We start from the raw sequence: 15,234 nt of genomic DNA on the forward strand, positions 1-15,234 counted from the left end.
GTGCCATCGAAACCGTGTAAAAGCGTGGGCAATCCTGTGGTTTATATCTGGCTGTTTCGCTGCAAATGCCGTGACGCTTGTTGTCTCTTTCATTCAGCGATCAGCATCGACCATACCCTCAGCGTTGCAATGGAATGCATATGTCTCATACCGACTTGGCTATAAGCGGAGAAGAGCTGACCCCGCGTGCTCCAAAGGATTTGGCTGCTGATCTCCTGCAGCAGATCGGCCTGGACGTTCAACCCGCTGAACCCGCTGAACCCGCCTCCTCTTCCTTTGCGGAAGCAACACACGCATCGAGTTCTGCCTCGCCTGCATTATCCGAGGTGCTACCGCGCTCACCCTTCAGCCTTTTGCACATGCTTCACCTTGTACTAGTTGTGACTGGGTGTGCAGCGATCGTGCTCTTCTACGTGGCGGTGGTCACCGTTATTGCCGCTCTCCTGTTCATAGCACTGCCTGCCCTCGATGTACAAAGCCTGACCTCAGTTGAATTACCTGAATGGGGGCCTCTCGCAGTAAAGTCTTTCCTGGCCTGCCTGGGCGGATTCATCCTGTTCTTTACCGCAAAGCCTGTATTCACGGCTCGTCGTCGCGAGAAGCCAGCCGTCATTCTCGCACCAGGGCAGGAGCCAGCACTCTGGGAATTCGTGGTTCCTTTGTGCACAGCCATGCAAGTGCGTACCCCTATAGAAATTCACCTGAGCAATGAAGTAGATGCCAAGGTCCACCTGGCTTCCGGCTGGAAAGGTCTGGTTAAAGGCGATGTCACCTTGACGCTGGGGCTACCGTTAGCGGCAGGCTTTTCCAGGCAACAGCTTGCCGGCGTCCTGGCGCATGAGTTTGGCCACTGCGCCCGGCGCTTCAATATGCGGTGCTACTACTTTATCAATTTCTGTAATGCCTGGCTGGACCAGCGGGCCCACTTCAAGGACGCACTAGGTGAGCGCCTCAAGCACCTTAGCGAAGCTGAAACCTCGCGAGTGACCAACCTGGGTGTTCTGGTCGCTCGCATCGGCATGCGTCTGCCACGCCAGCTTCTGCACCATTGCTTTTTGCTTAGTTACCGCTTCTCCAAGCCTGCCTGTAAACGGTTGGAGTTAGAGGCAGACCGTTATGCGGCACAGATTGCAGGCAGCGATACGTTTCGCGCCGCCACCCTGCATCATCATGCGTTGCGCTGGGCATTCAGGCAGGCAGATCGCCAGAACGTGAGTACCTGGAGCGAAGGCGCGCTGCTGGCAGACATGCCACAGGCTGCTGCCCTGGGCGCCACCCGACTCGATATCGAGACGCAACGCCGCCTGGAGGCCAAGCTGCGCGACAGGCAACGCTATTGGCGTGTTCATCCTGCCGATGTCGAACGTATCGAGGCAGCAGAAGCCTTGGGTAGCACAGCGCTGATAACAGATGCGTCTCCTGCTACCGGGCTATTCGAATACTTCTCTCAGTACTGCCGACAAGTCACGACTGCGTACTATCAAAAACTTGGACTCGATGTGAGCCTGACTCAGTTTCGTGAAGCCAACGCGGCTACCTTCGATATGGACCAGAACAACGAAACTGCCTTTCTAAATAAGTGGACACTGGGTCAATGGGCTGACCTGCCCTGGCTTCCTCTGCATGCGCCTGCCGGTAAAGAAAAGGCCACCATGGACTGGGCAGCCGTCATCTCGGTCTTGAAAAACCGCACAGAGGAAACAGGCCTCAACTGGCAGCATGCACAGAAAGAAGTGCAGCGGCGCTTTACGTTGGCTTATTGTGATGAGCTGAACGCTCATCAGATCACAAACCATATCCATGGCGTAAACACGTTTGATCCAGAGCGCTATCTGAACGAGTACAGGAATATCGATACCTGGCAAAGCCCGGCTCGTACCGTCATGAGTGACGTGGCAGCGCTGCTCCGCCAGCGTATCGACCTGACGCTCAAAAGCCATCATCCGGGGCATGCACAAGCCCGCGACCTGGCCCAGTTGCTGTTTTCCCTCACCGAGCTCTATCCCGATTATGAGCGACTGCGCGAGTCGCAGTTATTGGTCAAGGAATACAACAGTCTTCATCGTCTACAAGGCAGCATGCAGACCCACCAGCTTAGCCACTATGCGCTTCTGGACTTCCGGACCCGGACACAACGCCTGGTAAAACAAGCCGAAGCCATCAAGCAATATATCTTGCCCGGCGAGAGTATTGGCGGTTACCTCAAGCAGCAACATCCCTACCTTGAAGCCGAAGCAGGTCCCCTCCTCGACTTCTACCAGAAAAGTGATGCCTTGCTTGAAGCGTTTACCTATTGCTATCGATACACCTTCAACCTGCTTGCCAAGTGGTGTCTTGAGGCTGAAGCCGCCAAGAGACTCTAAATTGCAGCCAATAAAAAGCCCGCATCGAGGCGGGCTTTTTATTAAAGCGTGATCAGTTGACCTTGGGGTCCAACTCACCCTTTGCATAACGCTCGAACATTCTGTCCAGCGAGATCGGCTTGATCTTGGAGGCCTGGCCTGCAGTACCGAACGCTTCGTAGCGAGCGATACAAACATCACGCATGGCCGATACCGTCTTGGCCAGATATTTACGTGGATCGAACTCGCTGCGATTCTTCGCCATGAATTCGCGAATCGCACCGGTAGAGGCCAGACGCAGGTCGGTATCGATATTCACCTTACGAACACCGTACTTGATGCCCTCAACGATCTCTTCGACCGGTACACCGTAGGTTTCCTTGATGTCACCGCCATACTCGTTGATGATGGCCAGCCACTCCTGAGGGACGGAGCTGGAGCCGTGCATGACCAGATGAGTATCTGGAATGCGTGCATGGATCTCCTTGATACGCTGGATGGAGAGCGTATCCCCAGTTGGCGGCTTGGTGAACTTGTATGCACCGTGGCTGGTACCGATGGCAATTGCCAGGGCATCAACCTTGGTAGCCTGTACGAACTGGGCAGCCTCTTCTGGATCAGTCAGAAGCTGGCTGTGGTCCAGTGTACCTTCAGCGCCTACACCGTCTTCCTCACCTGCCATGCCAGTTTCCAGGGAGCCCAGGCAGCCCAGCTCACCTTCTACCGAAACACCACAGGCGTGGGCAAAGGCAACGGTCTGCTGAGTAACGCGCACGTTGTATTCGTAGTCAGAAGGTGTCTTGCCGTCTTCTCTTAGAGAGCCGTCCATCATGACCGAGCTGAAACCCAGCTGAATGGAACGCTGGCAAACGTCCGGGCTGGTGCCGTGGTCTTGGTGCATGACCACGGGAATGTGTGGAAACTCTTCAACGGCAGCCAGAATCAGGTGACGCAGAAACGGCGCACCTGCGTACTTACGAGCACCTGCAGAAGCCTGCACAATGACCGGAGAATCGGTCTTGTCGGCTGCTTCCATGATGGCCCGCATCTGCTCGAGGTTGTTAACGTTGAAAGCTGGTACGCCGTAGCCAAACTCGGCTGCGTGGTCCAGCAGCTGACGCATGCTGATGAGTGCCATGGTGATCCTATCTCCCGGTATGGACCTATTATGTTTTCAGCCTGCACCACTGGCAGGTTGTTTTTCAAGCAAGAGCAGCGCACTGCTCTTGCTGTATCGTTTAACTCGTCAATTTCGAGTGATCACTCGGTCCGCAGACTACGTCCCGCTTAACGGCAACCATCCGCACTTGTTGTCTGATCGGATGCACCGGTTGTCGTGGCTACCCGCTCATCATTCTGGCCGGTGGGTGTTGCAACGGAGACCGGTGGCGGCGAGAAAGCACGACAGGCCTTGTCGGATGTTGCTCCGGCACAGCCAGCCAGCATGAGGCAACTAAGTACAGAAAAAGCAGCGAGACGTATCATGGCGGTTATCCTTTAGCGCGTTGTTCCAGGACTTCGACCGCCGGAAGAACCTTTCCTTCCACGAACTCAAGGAATGCACCACCGCCAGTGGAGATATAGGAGATCTTTTCACCTATACCGTACTTGTCGATAGCCGCCAGGGTGTCGCCACCGCCAGCAATCGAAAATGCCTCGCTGTCAGCAATGGCTTGAGCCAGCACTTTGGTGCCATTACCGAACTGGTCGAACTCAAAAACGCCGACCGGGCCATTCCACAGAATAGTCTTGGCCGATGTGAGCAGCTGGGCAAATTGCTTGGCCGTTTCTGGGCCGATGTCCAGAATCATGTCGTCATCCGCAACATCGCTGATGGATTTAACCGTTGCTTCGGCAGACTCGGCAAATTCCTTGGCGACGACCACGTCGACCGGCAGAGGCACGCTGACCTTGGCAGCAATGGCCTTGGCCGTATCGACCAGCTCGGCTTCGTACAGAGATTTGCCTACCTTGTGACCAGCAGCAGCCAGGAAGGTATTGGCAATACCGCCGCCTACAATCAATTGATCACAAACACTGGACAAGGAATTCAGAACGTCCAGCTTGGTAGAGACTTTAGAGCCCGCCACGATGGCAGCCATTGGACGCGCGGGCGCCTTGAGAGCTTTGCCCAGCGCATCCAGTTCGGCGGCCAGCAGCGGACCGGCTGCGGCCACTTTCGCAAACTTGGCAACACCGTGGGTAGAGCCCTCAGCACGGTGAGCGGTACCAAAGGCATCCATGACGAACACATCGCATAGCGCGGCATACTGCTGAGCCAGCTCATCAGCGTTCTTTTTCTCGCCCTTGTTGAAGCGTACATTTTCCAGCAGAACGATATTACCCGGCTGTACATCAACACCGCCCAGGTAATCCGTTACCAGCGGAACCTCACGATTCAAAGCCTTGGACAGGTATTCCGCTACAGGCTTCAAGCTGTTCTCGGCGCTCGCCTCACCTTCGGTCGGTCGCCCCAGGTGCGAGCAGACAATAACAGCAGCGCCCTTCTCCAATGCCAGCTTCAGCGTCGGAAGCGCGGCGACCAGACGAGCATCGCTCTTGATCTGTCCATCCTTTACCGGAACGTTCAGGTCCTCGCGAATCAGGACACGTTTACCGTTCAGATCGAGGTCGCTCATTTTCAACACGGACATGTATGCAATCCCTTCGTTGTGCTTGTTCAGATCGGCTTGGCGACGCGCAAGAAATGACTTGCCACGTCGATCATGCGGTTGGCAAAGCCCCATTCATTGTCGAACCAGGCCAGCAGATTGACGAGCCTTGGCCCCGATACACGGGTTTGACTGCCATCAACGATGGCGGAATGGGGATCATGATTGAAGTCGCAGGACGCGTGCGGCAACTCGGTGTAGTTCACCAGATGCTGCAAAGGGCCACCCCTGGCAGCCTCGCGGAGCAGACCATTAACTTCCGAGACAGTGGTATCACGCGAAACATGACAAGTGATATCCAGCGCCGACACATTTACGGTCGGTACACGAATGGCCTTGGCCTGAACGCGCCCCGCCAGCTCCGGCAACAGACGCTCGATTCCGCGATCCAGCCCTGTAGAGACCGGAATGATCGATTGGAAGGCCGAGCGGGTACGGCGCAGATCATCGGCGTGATAGGCGTCGATCACGGGTTGGTCATTCATGGCTGAATGAATCGTGGTTATCGAGACGTATTCAAGACCCACGACTTCGTTCAAAAGTTTCAACAGCGGCACGCTGCAATTGGTGGTACAGGAGGCATTCGAGACAAGTCTCTCAGTACCGCGCAAGCTGCCCTGATTGACGCCATACACAATGGTGGCGTCTACGTCGCTTTCGCTGGCCATCGGCTGGGAAAACAAGACGCGGGGCGCACCGGCTGCAAGAAAACGCTCACCGTCTGCACGGGCGCTGAAGGCGCCAGAACATTCGAGAACCAGATCGACGCCCAGACGCCTCCAATCAATGTCGTCAGGATTGGCGCAGCGCTGCACATGCATGCTGCAGCCATTGATGCACAAGCGATCCCCTTCTATGGCAACTTCGCCGGGGAAGCGTCCGTGAGTCGAGTCGAAGCGTGTCAGGTACTCCAGACTTGGCAGGTCAGCCAGGTCATTCAACGCCACGAGCTCGAAATCAACCGAGGCGCTGCGCTCATGTAGCGCACGGACCAGGCACCGACCGACACGGCCGTAGCCATTGAGCGCAACACGATAAAGAGAATCAGCCATGAAAGTGGGTTTCGGTGTCCGGAATTGAATAAGCAATGGCTAGTGATGTTACAAGTGTAGCCTGAGCAATGACACACTACACAAGCCCTAAGTGTAGGCTTTCAGACAATCTAGGCGAGCGAATCCAGAAAAGATTAGCGTAGCTAGAAGCGAATTTGCTGAAGATGCCGCTTCATTTGCAAAATAAAACACGCTTTTTCGTAGTCGATAGACGGATTGGCTACAAAATACTGGAACAACGCAGTGTCGTTGATTCTAAAGCACACTCTGAGATCGTAAATATGGCAAAAGAATCTTCCTCAACGCTCTTAATGGATGACTGGGCTGGTATTACAAAAATAACGGCGTTTATCTGGTAAACACCAGATAATAAAAACGCCACGGTTCTCACCGTGGCGTTTTTATTACCTCACTGGAGGATCAGTCCTCAAGCAGCTCGTTTGCAACTGCCAGCACGTTATCCAGCGTGAAGCCGAAATGCTCCATCAGTGCCGGCGCCGGAGCTGACTCACCATACGTTGTCATGCCGATCACACGACCATCCAGGCCAACGTACTTGTACCAGTAGTCCGCAATACCCGCTTCAATGGCAATACGGGCACCGACCTCAACCGGCAATACCGATTGACGATACTCGGCGCTCTGACGCTCGAATGCGCTGGTGCAAGGCATGGATACTACGCGGACCTTGCGCCCTTCCGCGGTGAGCTTGTCGTACGCCTGAACAGCCAGCGACACTTCCGAGCCGGTAGCGATAAAGATCAGCTCTGGCTCACCTTCACAGCTCTTCAGCACGTAGCCACCGTGGGCAATGGCCGCTTCGGTTTCATTGTCACGCAGGTGATGAGGCAGATTCTGTCGAGAGAAGATCAGCGCTGACGGGCCATCCTTACGCTCCAGGGCCGTCTTCCAGGATACCGCAGCCTCGACCGCATCGGCAGGACGCCAAGTGTCCAGGTTGGGCGTATAACGCAGAGATGCAATCTGCTCGACCGGCTGGTGCGTCGGGCCATCCTCGCCCAGACCGATGGAGTCATGGGTGAAGACATAGATGATGCGCTGCTTCATCAGTGCCGACATACGCACGGCATTACGAGCGTATTCCATGAACATCAGGAAGGTGCCGCCGTAAGGAATCAGGCCACCATGCAAGGCCACGCCGTTCATGATGGCGCTCATGCCGAACTCGCGTACGCCGTAATACATGTAGTTGCCGGAGGCGTCTTCTTCGACAACCGGCTTGCAGCCCTTCCACATCGTCAGGTTGGAGCCGGCCAGGTCGGCCGAGCCGCCCAACAATTCAGGCAGTAGCGGGCCAAAGAAGTGCAGGCAGTTCTGGCTGGCTTTGCGGCTGGCGATGGTTTCGCCCTTGGCAGCCACCTCACGGATGAACGCCGACGCCTTTTCATCAAAGTCAGCTGGCAGCTCACCGGCCATACGGCGGGTAAACTCGGCGGCCAGTTCAGGATAAGCCTCAGCGTAAGCGTTGAATCGCTTGTTCCACTCGCTTTCCGCTTTAGAGCCTGCGTCCTTGGCGTCCCATTCGGCGTAGATATCCTGCGGGATTTCGAAGGCAGCGTGTTTCCAGCCCAGCGCTTCACGGGTGGCCGCTACTTCGGCGTCACCCAAGGCTGCGCCATGGGATTCTTCCTTGCCCTGCTTGTTGGGCGAACCAAAACCAATGATGGTCTTGCAGCAGATCAGGGTCGGCTGGTCGCTTTTGCGAGCCGTCTCCAGTGCCGTCTTGATTTCTTCCGGGTCGTGACCGTCGACGTTACGGATCACTTGCCAGCCATAGGCTTCGAAGCGCTTGGGCGTATCGTCGGTAAACCAGCCGTGGACTTCGCCATCAATGGATATGCCGTTGTCATCATAGAAGGCGATCAGCTTGGACAGGCGCAGCGTGCCAGCCAGTGAACAGACTTCGTGAGAAATGCCTTCCATCATGCAGCCATCACCCATGAAAACATAGGTGTAATGATCAACGATGTTATGGCCTTCGCGGTTGAACTGCGCCGCCATAACCTTTTCAGCCAAGGCGAAACCCACAGCGTTGGCGACGCCCTGCCCCAGCGGGCCGGTCGTGGTCTCGACACCGGCGGTATAGCCATACTCGGGATGGCCTGGCGTGCGGCTGTGAAGCTGACGGAAATTTTTCAGATCGTCGATGGAGAGGTCGTAACCGGTCAGGTGCAGCAGGGAATAGATCAGCATGGAGCCGTGACCATTGGACAGCACGAAGCGGTCGCGGTCGGCCCACTTTGGGTTCACCGGGTTGTGCTTGAGGTAATCGCGCCAGAGCACTTCGGCAATATCGGCCATCCCCATAGGGGCGCCGGGGTGGCCGCTGTTGGCTTTTTGTACGGCATCCATGCTGAGCGCGCGGATGGCGTTGGCACGGTCACGACGACTGGGCATCGCTGATCTCCTGAAAGGGGGTCAAACGTTTAAAGGAAGTTTTATTGTGCCTAGCCGGGCACGCAGGAGCAATCCGAACGGTCATATCCAGCTTGGCTTCAGCCACGTTAATGGTTCGTCATGGCCTCGATTGCGTGATGGCCTCCGCCACCAGCTCCAGAAACCAGCGCAATGCAACAGAGGTGTCACTGCGCTCATGCCAGTGCAGCGTGACCTTAAAACTAGGCACGTCGAAAGGCAGGTTACATATGCGCAACGGGTGCTCTGCTGCAAACAACGTGGCGATCTGTGAGGGAAGGATGACGAGCAGGTCCGTTTGAGGAATGATTTTTGGAAGTACGGAAAAATGAGGAATGCGCAATGCAATACGCCGCGAGATACCCAATCTCTCTATTACATCCTCTGCCATACCATGACCAGAGGCTCGAGTTACCAACACATGACTTTCTCCCTGGAATTGCTCAAGAGTCAATTCGCGCTTTATCCGTGAGTGTTTACGACTGAGCAAACAGACATAACGCTCATCGATCAGAGCCTGCCGAACGATACCTGTACTCGAAAGAGGCCGGCTGCAAATGGCTGCATCAACCTTGCCTATGCTCAACCACTCATTTACCTGATCAATTTCCAAGGGCACGACTTCAAGCTCCGCCTGAGGTGCCAGTCTGTTGAGTCGATGCAGGATCAAAGGCAGCAAGGCCATTTCACCCAAATCTGACAAAGCGATACGGAAACACCGCGCCGTCTTATGCGGATCGAACTCTCGAATCCCTTCAACCGTTCCCTCGATACGGCTCAAGGCGTCTTTGAACGTGGCATAAAGCGTTCGGGCGACAGAGGTTGGCTGCATCCCATCACGGTTACGAACAAATAACGGATCGTCAAACAATTCCCGCAGCCGCGCAAGGGCATAACTGACAGAGGGCTGTGTTACGAACAGCCGCTCAGCAGCGACCGTTACACTGCCGGAATCGTAAAGCGTCACAAACGTCCTGATCAGATTAAGATCAATCTGGCCCATATCTTTATAAACCAGCTTTATTTTTAGAAGAAAAACTATCGATTTGATCAATTTATTGTGAAGCGACAGAGTGCCAGCGACAAGAACACCTATAACAGGCTCGCTGATGAAAACCGTTCACTCCGTTTCATACGATATTTTGCGCCGCTATGGCTTGACTACCATTTTTGGCAATCCCGGCTCCAATGAACTGCCTTTTCTCAAAGATTTTCCCAAAGACTTTCGCTACATCCTGGGATTACATGAGGGAGCGGTAGTTAGTATGGCGGATGGCTTTGCACTAGCCAGCGGTAAGCCAGCGCTCGTCAATTTGCATGCTGCTGCCGGTACCGGCAATGGCATGGGTGCTCTCACCAACGCCTGGTATTCGCATAGTCCGCTTGTCTTAACGGCAGGACAGCAGGTTCGCTCGATGATTGGTGTTGAAGCAATGCTCGCCAATGTTGATGCGCCTCAGCTACCCAAGCCCTTGGTAAAGTGGAGCTATGAGCCAGCAACGGCTGAAGATGTACCTCGTGCGCTGAGTCAGGCCATTCATACCGCCAGCTTGCCGCCCAGAGCGCCGGTATATCTGTCTATTCCTTACGATGACTGGGCGAAAGAAGCGCCACCAGGTGTAGAACATTTGACTGCACGGGAGGTTGCCCACGCAGGTCTCCCCTCTTCTGCTCAATTGCGTGAGCTGACCGATCGCCTTTGCGCTGCGCGTAATCCCGTATTGGTGCTGGGCCCTGATGTAGACGGTTATCAGGCCAATGAATCTGCCGTTGCCCTCGCTGAAAAGCTACGCATGACGACTTGGATAGCGCCCTCTGCATCGCGCTGTCCTTTTCCAACACGTCACCCTTGCTTTCGAGGTGTATTGCCTGCAGCCATTGCCGAGATCAGTCGATTGCTGGCTACACATGATCTGATCTTGGTCGTTGGTGCCCCCGTGTTTCGCTATCATCAGTATGCACCGGGCGATTACCTTCCTGCCGGCACGCAGCTTTTTCATATCACCTGCGATCCACAAGAAGCCGCCCGTGCGCCCATGGGAAATGCCCTGGTCGGGGACATTGCCCTAACCCTGAAGGCTTTGACCGATGAGGTTGCCCCGAGCAGTCGCCCAATGCCCGAGCCACTGCAGCATCCGGAGCATTATACGGATGAGCCTCACCTGCTCCGCCCGGAAACCGTTTTCGATGTGATCAACGAGTGCGCGCCGAAAGACGCCATTTACGTGAAAGAGTCCACTTCCACGGTATCTGCCTTCTGGCAGCGCATCGAGATGAAACAGCCTGGAAGCTACTTTTTCCCCGCAGCCGGGGGATTGGGTTTTGGCTTACCGGCAGCAGTGGGCGTTCAATTGGCGCAACCACAGCGCAGGGTTATTGGAATCATAGGTGACGGCTCAGCCAATTACGGAATTACCGCGCTGTGGACGGCGGCCCAGTATCGCATCCCTGTCATTTTCATCATTCTCAAGAACGGCACCTATGGAGCGCTTCGCTGGTTTGCCGGCGTGCTTAAGGTTGACGATGCTCCCGGCCTGGATGTGCCCGGCCTTGATTTCTGTGCCATTGCCCAGGGCTATGGTGTGAAAGCCATACATACCGATAACCGAGAGACCTTCCGGCGCGCATTAACGGAAGCACTGGCTGGCAACGAACCTGTACTGCTCGAGGTACCTACCGTGACTATCGAGCCGTAACCGCGGGTATAGCTATCCGATCGGACACCTATACCCCTGCGCTGCGACACCCACAACAAAAACAAAAGAGGTGGATATGCAACAGACATCAGTTGCCGAAGTCATTGGCAAAGCACGCTTGAACCGCACACACTTTACGATTTTGTGCTGGGGCTGTTTCATCATGTTGTTTGATGGCTATGACATGGTGATTTATGGATCGGTAGTCCCGCGATTGATGCAGGAGTGGTCCTTAACGCCTGTACAAGCCGGTACGCTGGGCAGCTGCGCCCTGTTCGGCATGATGTTTGGTGGAATGCTGCTTGCCCCACTGGCCGATAGGCTGGGTCGGCGAAAGCTGATCATTTCCTGCACATTGTTGGCCAGTGCTGCAGCCTTCACGACAGGCCATGCCACGACACCGTGGATGCTAGGCACCTGCCGTTTTGTCACTGGGCTTGCCTTGGGCGCGCTAGTACCTAGCTCGATCAACCTGATCAGTGAGTTTGCGCCTGCCTCACGGCGCAGTACGGCTGTTACCGTCATGTCAAGCTTTTATTCCGTGGGTGCAGTACTGTCAGCCTTGATTGCTATCGTCCTTATTCCCCGCTGGGGCTGGCAATCGGTGTTTTACGTGGCGGTCCTTCCTGTTCTGGCCATTCCATTGATGCTGCGTTATCTGCCGGAGTCCGTAGCGTTCCTGGCGCTTAAAAATCGTCGTGATGAACTGGACGGGCTACTGCGAAAACTCGATCCAACTTACCAGCCCGGGATGCCACTGAATCTGAATACTCCAACCGCAGCCCAGCAGCGTGCTCGGTTACCGCAATTATTCGAGGGGCGTCAGGCGCTATGCACGCTGCTGTTATGGGTAGGCTTCGCAATGTGCATGCTGATGAGCTATGGACTTAATACTTGGCTGCCCAAGCTGATGGTGGCTGCAGGGTACCCGCTGGGGTCAAGCCTATCTTTTCTGGTAACCCTGAATATAGGGGCCACGCTTGGTGCACTATTTGGCGGCTGGCTGGCCGACCGTTGGGGTGCACGTGGCACACTCTGCCTATTTTTTGCCCTGGCTGCGGTCTCTTTGGCTTTACTTGGTTTGAAACCCGGCCCCATCTTACTCAACGCGCTTCTTCTTGTTGCAGGCGCAACCACTATTGGTGGTCTAGCGGTCATTCACGCCTTCGCTGCTTTACTGTACCCCACCCATATTCGCTCGACGGGCGTCGGCTGGGCGGCGGGAGTTGGTCGTCTGGGAGCCATTGCCGGCCCGCTGTTAGGGGGCAGCCTGTTCGCCTTGAACCTACCATTCCAGCAGAATTTTCTGGCATTTGCATTGCCAGGACTAATAGGGGCTATAGCTATTGGCTGCATTCACGGTCAGTCCCACAACCCTTACTCTGCAAACAAGCAGGCTCGCCCTACCGTAAAAAAACTCGTTTGAACGAAAGGAAACCGGAATGACCGATTCTACACCGAATGCCTTTACCGACTTTCATCTGCAGCCCCTTGGTGGGCAATGGCGCAAGGGTCACGCAGACAAAACGCTAACGGTCAGTGATCCGTTCAACGGCGAAACTCTAGTCAACATTCCCCAGGCGAACCGGGATGATCTTGACGAGGCCTATCAAAAAGCAGCACAGGCACAACAGGAATGGGCCGCCCAAGGACCTTCTGTACGCGCAGCCGTTCTGCTCAAGGTGGTCGAGATTTTCGATCGCCGCCGCGAAGAGATTATCGACTGGATCATTCGGGAATCCGGCAGCACTCGCTTGAAGGCTCAGATTGAGTGGAGCTCAGCACGCAGTATTACCCTGGAAGCGGCTTCATTCCCCAAACGTGTACACGGACGTATCGTCGAGTCTGACGTGCCAGGCAAGGAAAGCCGCGTTTATCGCTCGCCTATTGGCGTCATCGGTGTGATAAGCCCATGGAATTTTCCGCTCCATCTGACTCAACGCAGCCTGGCACCTGCATTGGCGCTAGGCAATGCCGTGGTGATCAAACCGGCCAGCGATACGCCGATCTGCGGAGGCCTGTTGCTGGCTCGTATTTTCGAGGAAGCCGGCCTTCCCTCTGGTGTCCTCAGTGTTGTTGTAGGGGCTGGTAGTGAGATTGGTGACGCTTTTGTTGAACATCCGATTCCAGGGCTCATCACCTTTACAGGCTCCACACCCGTTGGCCAGAACATTGCGCGTCTAGCGGGAGGAGGCAAGTATCTCAAACATGTTGCCTTAGAACTGGGCGGGAACAGCCCCTTCGTCGTTATGGCAGACGCAGACCTGAATCAGGCCGTTAATGCAGCAGTCATGGGTAAATTTTTACATCAAGGTCAGATCTGCATGGCGGTCAACCGCATTATCGTTGAGGAAGATGTCTATGATGACTTTGCTGCACGTTTTGTAGAGCGCGTCAGACAACTCAAGGTAGGCGACCCTTCACGTGCAGAAACGGTCATTGGTCCGATTATCAACAAGCGCCAGTTGGAAGGGCTTCAACAGAAAGTCGAACAGGCCCGCCAGGAAGGTGCCAAAGTGCTGCTTGAGGGCAATGTCGATGGACAGCTTTTGTCACCTTATGTGTTTGGCGAAGTGACACGCGACATGGATATTGCACGCAACGAAATTTTCGGCCCGCTCGTTGGACTTCTACGTGCCCGAGACGAAGCCCATGCCCTTGAGTTGGCAAACGACAGCGAATTCGGCCTTTCCAGCGCCGTCTTCAGCGGCAATACAGATCGAGCTGTACGGTTTGCCAGGCAAATCAAGGCTGGCATGACGCATGTGAATGATATCTCCGTCAGTGATGAGACCAATGCGCCCTTTGGAGGTGAAAAGAACTCTGGGATTGGTCGGTTCAATGGCGATTGGGCGATTGACGAATTCACGACTGACCATTGGATCACCGTCCAGCACGTCCCGCGTCACTATCCCTTCTGATCAGTAGGCCGGTCATGCCACCATGACCGGCCTCTTTCAATATCAAAACTTTTTGATGCTTCTCTTGCAGCTGGTCTCGGCGGCCACTAGACTGCGCACCCATGAACCATTTGCGCGTGCCTACATTTCGCCATGATGACTGCGACGAGCTGGCCGCGCTGTGCAAGGCGGGCGGTGATCCGCTGCGCCTGAATGTGTTACGTGCCTTGGCAAACGATTCGTTTGGTGTACTGGAGCTGGCTCATATCTTCGATACTGGGCAATCCGGGATGAGCCATCACCTGAAGGTACTGTCACAGGCGCGACTGGTGGCAACACGCCGGGAAGGCAACGCGATCTTTTACCGTCGCGCCCTGCCCCGGCTGGACACTCTGGGTGGCGCGCTCCACGCAGCGCTGCTGGCAGAGGTGGACGGGTTGCAGTTGCCAGCTGAAGCGCAGGCACGTATTGAGGCGGTACATGCTCAGCGGGCCGAGGCGAGCCGGGATTTTTTCGCCAGGATGGCGGACAAGTTTCAGGCGCAGCAGGATTTGATTGCCGGATTGCCTCAGTATCAGGAGAGCCTTCTGGCCCTGCTGGACACGATGGCTTTTTCGCCAGAGGCAACAGCGATCGAGATCGGGCCTGGAGATGGAGGGTTTCTGCCCGAACTGGCAAGACGCTTCACGTCGGTCACGGCGATTGATAACAGCCCAGCCATGCTGGAGCTGGCATGTCAGCGATGTGAGCGCGAGCAATTAAACAATGTATCGCTGGTATTGGCCAATGCCTTGGACAATGCCTTACTGAGCGCCGATTGCGTGGTCTTGAACATGGTGCTGCATCATTTTGCGGCACCCGCTGAAGCCATGAAATATCTGGCGGACTGGGTCCGTCCCGGTGGCAGTTTATTGATTACAGAGTTGTGCAGCCACGACCAGAGTTGGGCCCGGACGGCCTGCGGCGATCTCTGGCTCGGGTTCGATCAGGAGGAATTGGCCCGTTGGGCCGTTGCCGCAGGGCTTGTGCCAGGCGAAAGCCTCTATATAGGTTTACGCAATGGCTTCCAGATCCAGATCAGGCATTTCGCCCGTCCTGGTTCGTAGACGATGCATAGGGTTGGCAGCTTGTCTGTC

General features: G+C 55.4%; 11 protein-coding genes. 5 read left to right on the forward strand and 6 right to left on the reverse strand.

Annotation, left to right across the window (positions count from 1 at the left end):
* Positions 1–140: 140 nt before the first annotated feature.
* A complete protein-coding gene (locus JQR90_RS18225) occupies positions 141–2,363 on the forward strand; it encodes a M48 family metallopeptidase (RefSeq protein WP_010796098.1) in 2,223 nt (740 codons plus the stop codon).
* A 52-nt stretch (positions 2,364–2,415) separates the two neighbouring features.
* Here the strand turns inward: JQR90_RS18225 and fba are convergent, their stop codons facing one another.
* The 6 genes from fba to JQR90_RS18255 all read right to left on the reverse strand — a co-directional run bounded on the left by fba (position 2,416) and on the right by JQR90_RS18255 (position 9,505).
* Positions 2,416–3,480 (reverse strand): class II fructose-bisphosphate aldolase, encoded by a 1,065-nt coding sequence (fba, locus tag JQR90_RS18230; protein ID WP_010796099.1) that lies wholly within the window; start codon positions 3,478–3,480, stop codon positions 2,416–2,418.
* 149 nt (positions 3,481–3,629) lie between these two features.
* The gene (locus tag JQR90_RS18235) at positions 3,630–3,827 is read right to left on the reverse strand and encodes a hypothetical protein (RefSeq protein ID WP_010796100.1); all 198 of its coding nucleotides are present in this window, start codon (positions 3,825–3,827) and stop codon (positions 3,630–3,632) included.
* Positions 3,828–3,832: 5 nt separating this feature from the next.
* Entirely contained in the window at positions 3,833–4,996 is a 1,164-nt protein-coding gene (locus JQR90_RS18240) for a phosphoglycerate kinase (protein WP_010796101.1), read from the reverse strand.
* 26 nt (positions 4,997–5,022) lie between these two features.
* Complete coding sequence (gene epd, locus JQR90_RS18245) at positions 5,023–6,066, reverse strand: erythrose-4-phosphate dehydrogenase (RefSeq protein WP_010796102.1); 1,044 nt, start codon at positions 6,064–6,066, stop codon at positions 5,023–5,025.
* Between the two features lie 420 nt (positions 6,067–6,486).
* Entirely contained in the window at positions 6,487–8,484 is a 1,998-nt protein-coding gene (gene tkt, locus JQR90_RS18250; protein ID WP_010796103.1) for a transketolase, read from the reverse strand.
* A gap of 118 nt (positions 8,485–8,602) precedes the next feature.
* Entirely contained in the window at positions 8,603–9,505 is a 903-nt protein-coding gene (locus tag JQR90_RS18255; RefSeq protein WP_434140203.1) for a LysR family transcriptional regulator, read from the reverse strand.
* 106 nt (positions 9,506–9,611) lie between these two features.
* Between JQR90_RS18255 and mdlC the strand changes: the two genes are divergently transcribed.
* The 4 genes from mdlC to JQR90_RS18275 all read left to right on the forward strand — a co-directional run bounded on the left by mdlC (position 9,612) and on the right by JQR90_RS18275 (position 15,204).
* Entirely contained in the window at positions 9,612–11,198 is a 1,587-nt protein-coding gene (gene mdlC / locus JQR90_RS18260; protein ID WP_010796105.1) for a benzoylformate decarboxylase, read from the forward strand.
* A 76-nt stretch (positions 11,199–11,274) separates the two neighbouring features.
* A complete protein-coding gene (locus JQR90_RS18265; protein ID WP_010796106.1) occupies positions 11,275–12,624 on the forward strand; it encodes an MFS transporter in 1,350 nt (449 codons plus the stop codon).
* 16 nt (positions 12,625–12,640) lie between these two features.
* A complete protein-coding gene (locus JQR90_RS18270) occupies positions 12,641–14,119 on the forward strand; it encodes an aldehyde dehydrogenase family protein (protein WP_434140204.1) in 1,479 nt (492 codons plus the stop codon).
* Between the two features lie 101 nt (positions 14,120–14,220).
* Positions 14,221–15,204 carry an ArsR/SmtB family transcription factor gene (locus tag JQR90_RS18275; RefSeq protein ID WP_434140205.1) on the forward strand — a complete coding sequence of 328 codons (984 nt, stop codon included), beginning with the start codon at positions 14,221–14,223 and terminating at the stop codon, positions 15,202–15,204.
* Positions 15,205–15,234 lie beyond the last annotated feature (30 nt).

The sequence above is a fragment of the Pseudomonas sp. JZ114 genome (assembly GCF_051027705.1).
Lineage (GTDB): Bacteria > Pseudomonadota > Gammaproteobacteria > Pseudomonadales > Pseudomonadaceae > Chryseomonas > Chryseomonas luteola.

Bases quoted from the DNA above. Each gene is read 5' to 3' on its own strand.
- JQR90_RS18255 (WP_434140203.1), bottom strand. From the start codon at position 9,505: ATGGGCCAGATTGATCTTAATCTGATCAGGACGTTTGTGACGCTTTAC.
- epd (WP_010796102.1), bottom strand. From the start codon at position 6,066: ATGGCTGATTCTCTTTATCGTGTTGCGCTCAATGGCTACGGCCGTGTC.
- tkt (WP_010796103.1), bottom strand. From the start codon at position 8,484: ATGCCCAGTCGTCGTGACCGTGCCAACGCCATCCGCGCGCTCAGCATG.
- JQR90_RS18235 (WP_010796100.1), bottom strand. From the start codon at position 3,827: ATGATACGTCTCGCTGCTTTTTCTGTACTTAGTTGCCTCATGCTGGCT.
- mdlC (WP_010796105.1), top strand. From the start codon at position 9,612: ATGAAAACCGTTCACTCCGTTTCATACGATATTTTGCGCCGCTATGGC.
- JQR90_RS18270 (WP_434140204.1), top strand. From the start codon at position 12,641: ATGACCGATTCTACACCGAATGCCTTTACCGACTTTCATCTGCAGCCC.
- JQR90_RS18240 (WP_010796101.1), bottom strand. From the start codon at position 4,996: ATGTCCGTGTTGAAAATGAGCGACCTCGATCTGAACGGTAAACGTGTC.
- fba (WP_010796099.1), bottom strand. From the start codon at position 3,480: ATGGCACTCATCAGCATGCGTCAGCTGCTGGACCACGCAGCCGAGTTT.
- JQR90_RS18275 (WP_434140205.1), top strand. From the start codon at position 14,221: ATGAACCATTTGCGCGTGCCTACATTTCGCCATGATGACTGCGACGAG.
- JQR90_RS18265 (WP_010796106.1), top strand. From the start codon at position 11,275: ATGCAACAGACATCAGTTGCCGAAGTCATTGGCAAAGCACGCTTGAAC.
- JQR90_RS18225 (WP_010796098.1), top strand. From the start codon at position 141: ATGTCTCATACCGACTTGGCTATAAGCGGAGAAGAGCTGACCCCGCGT.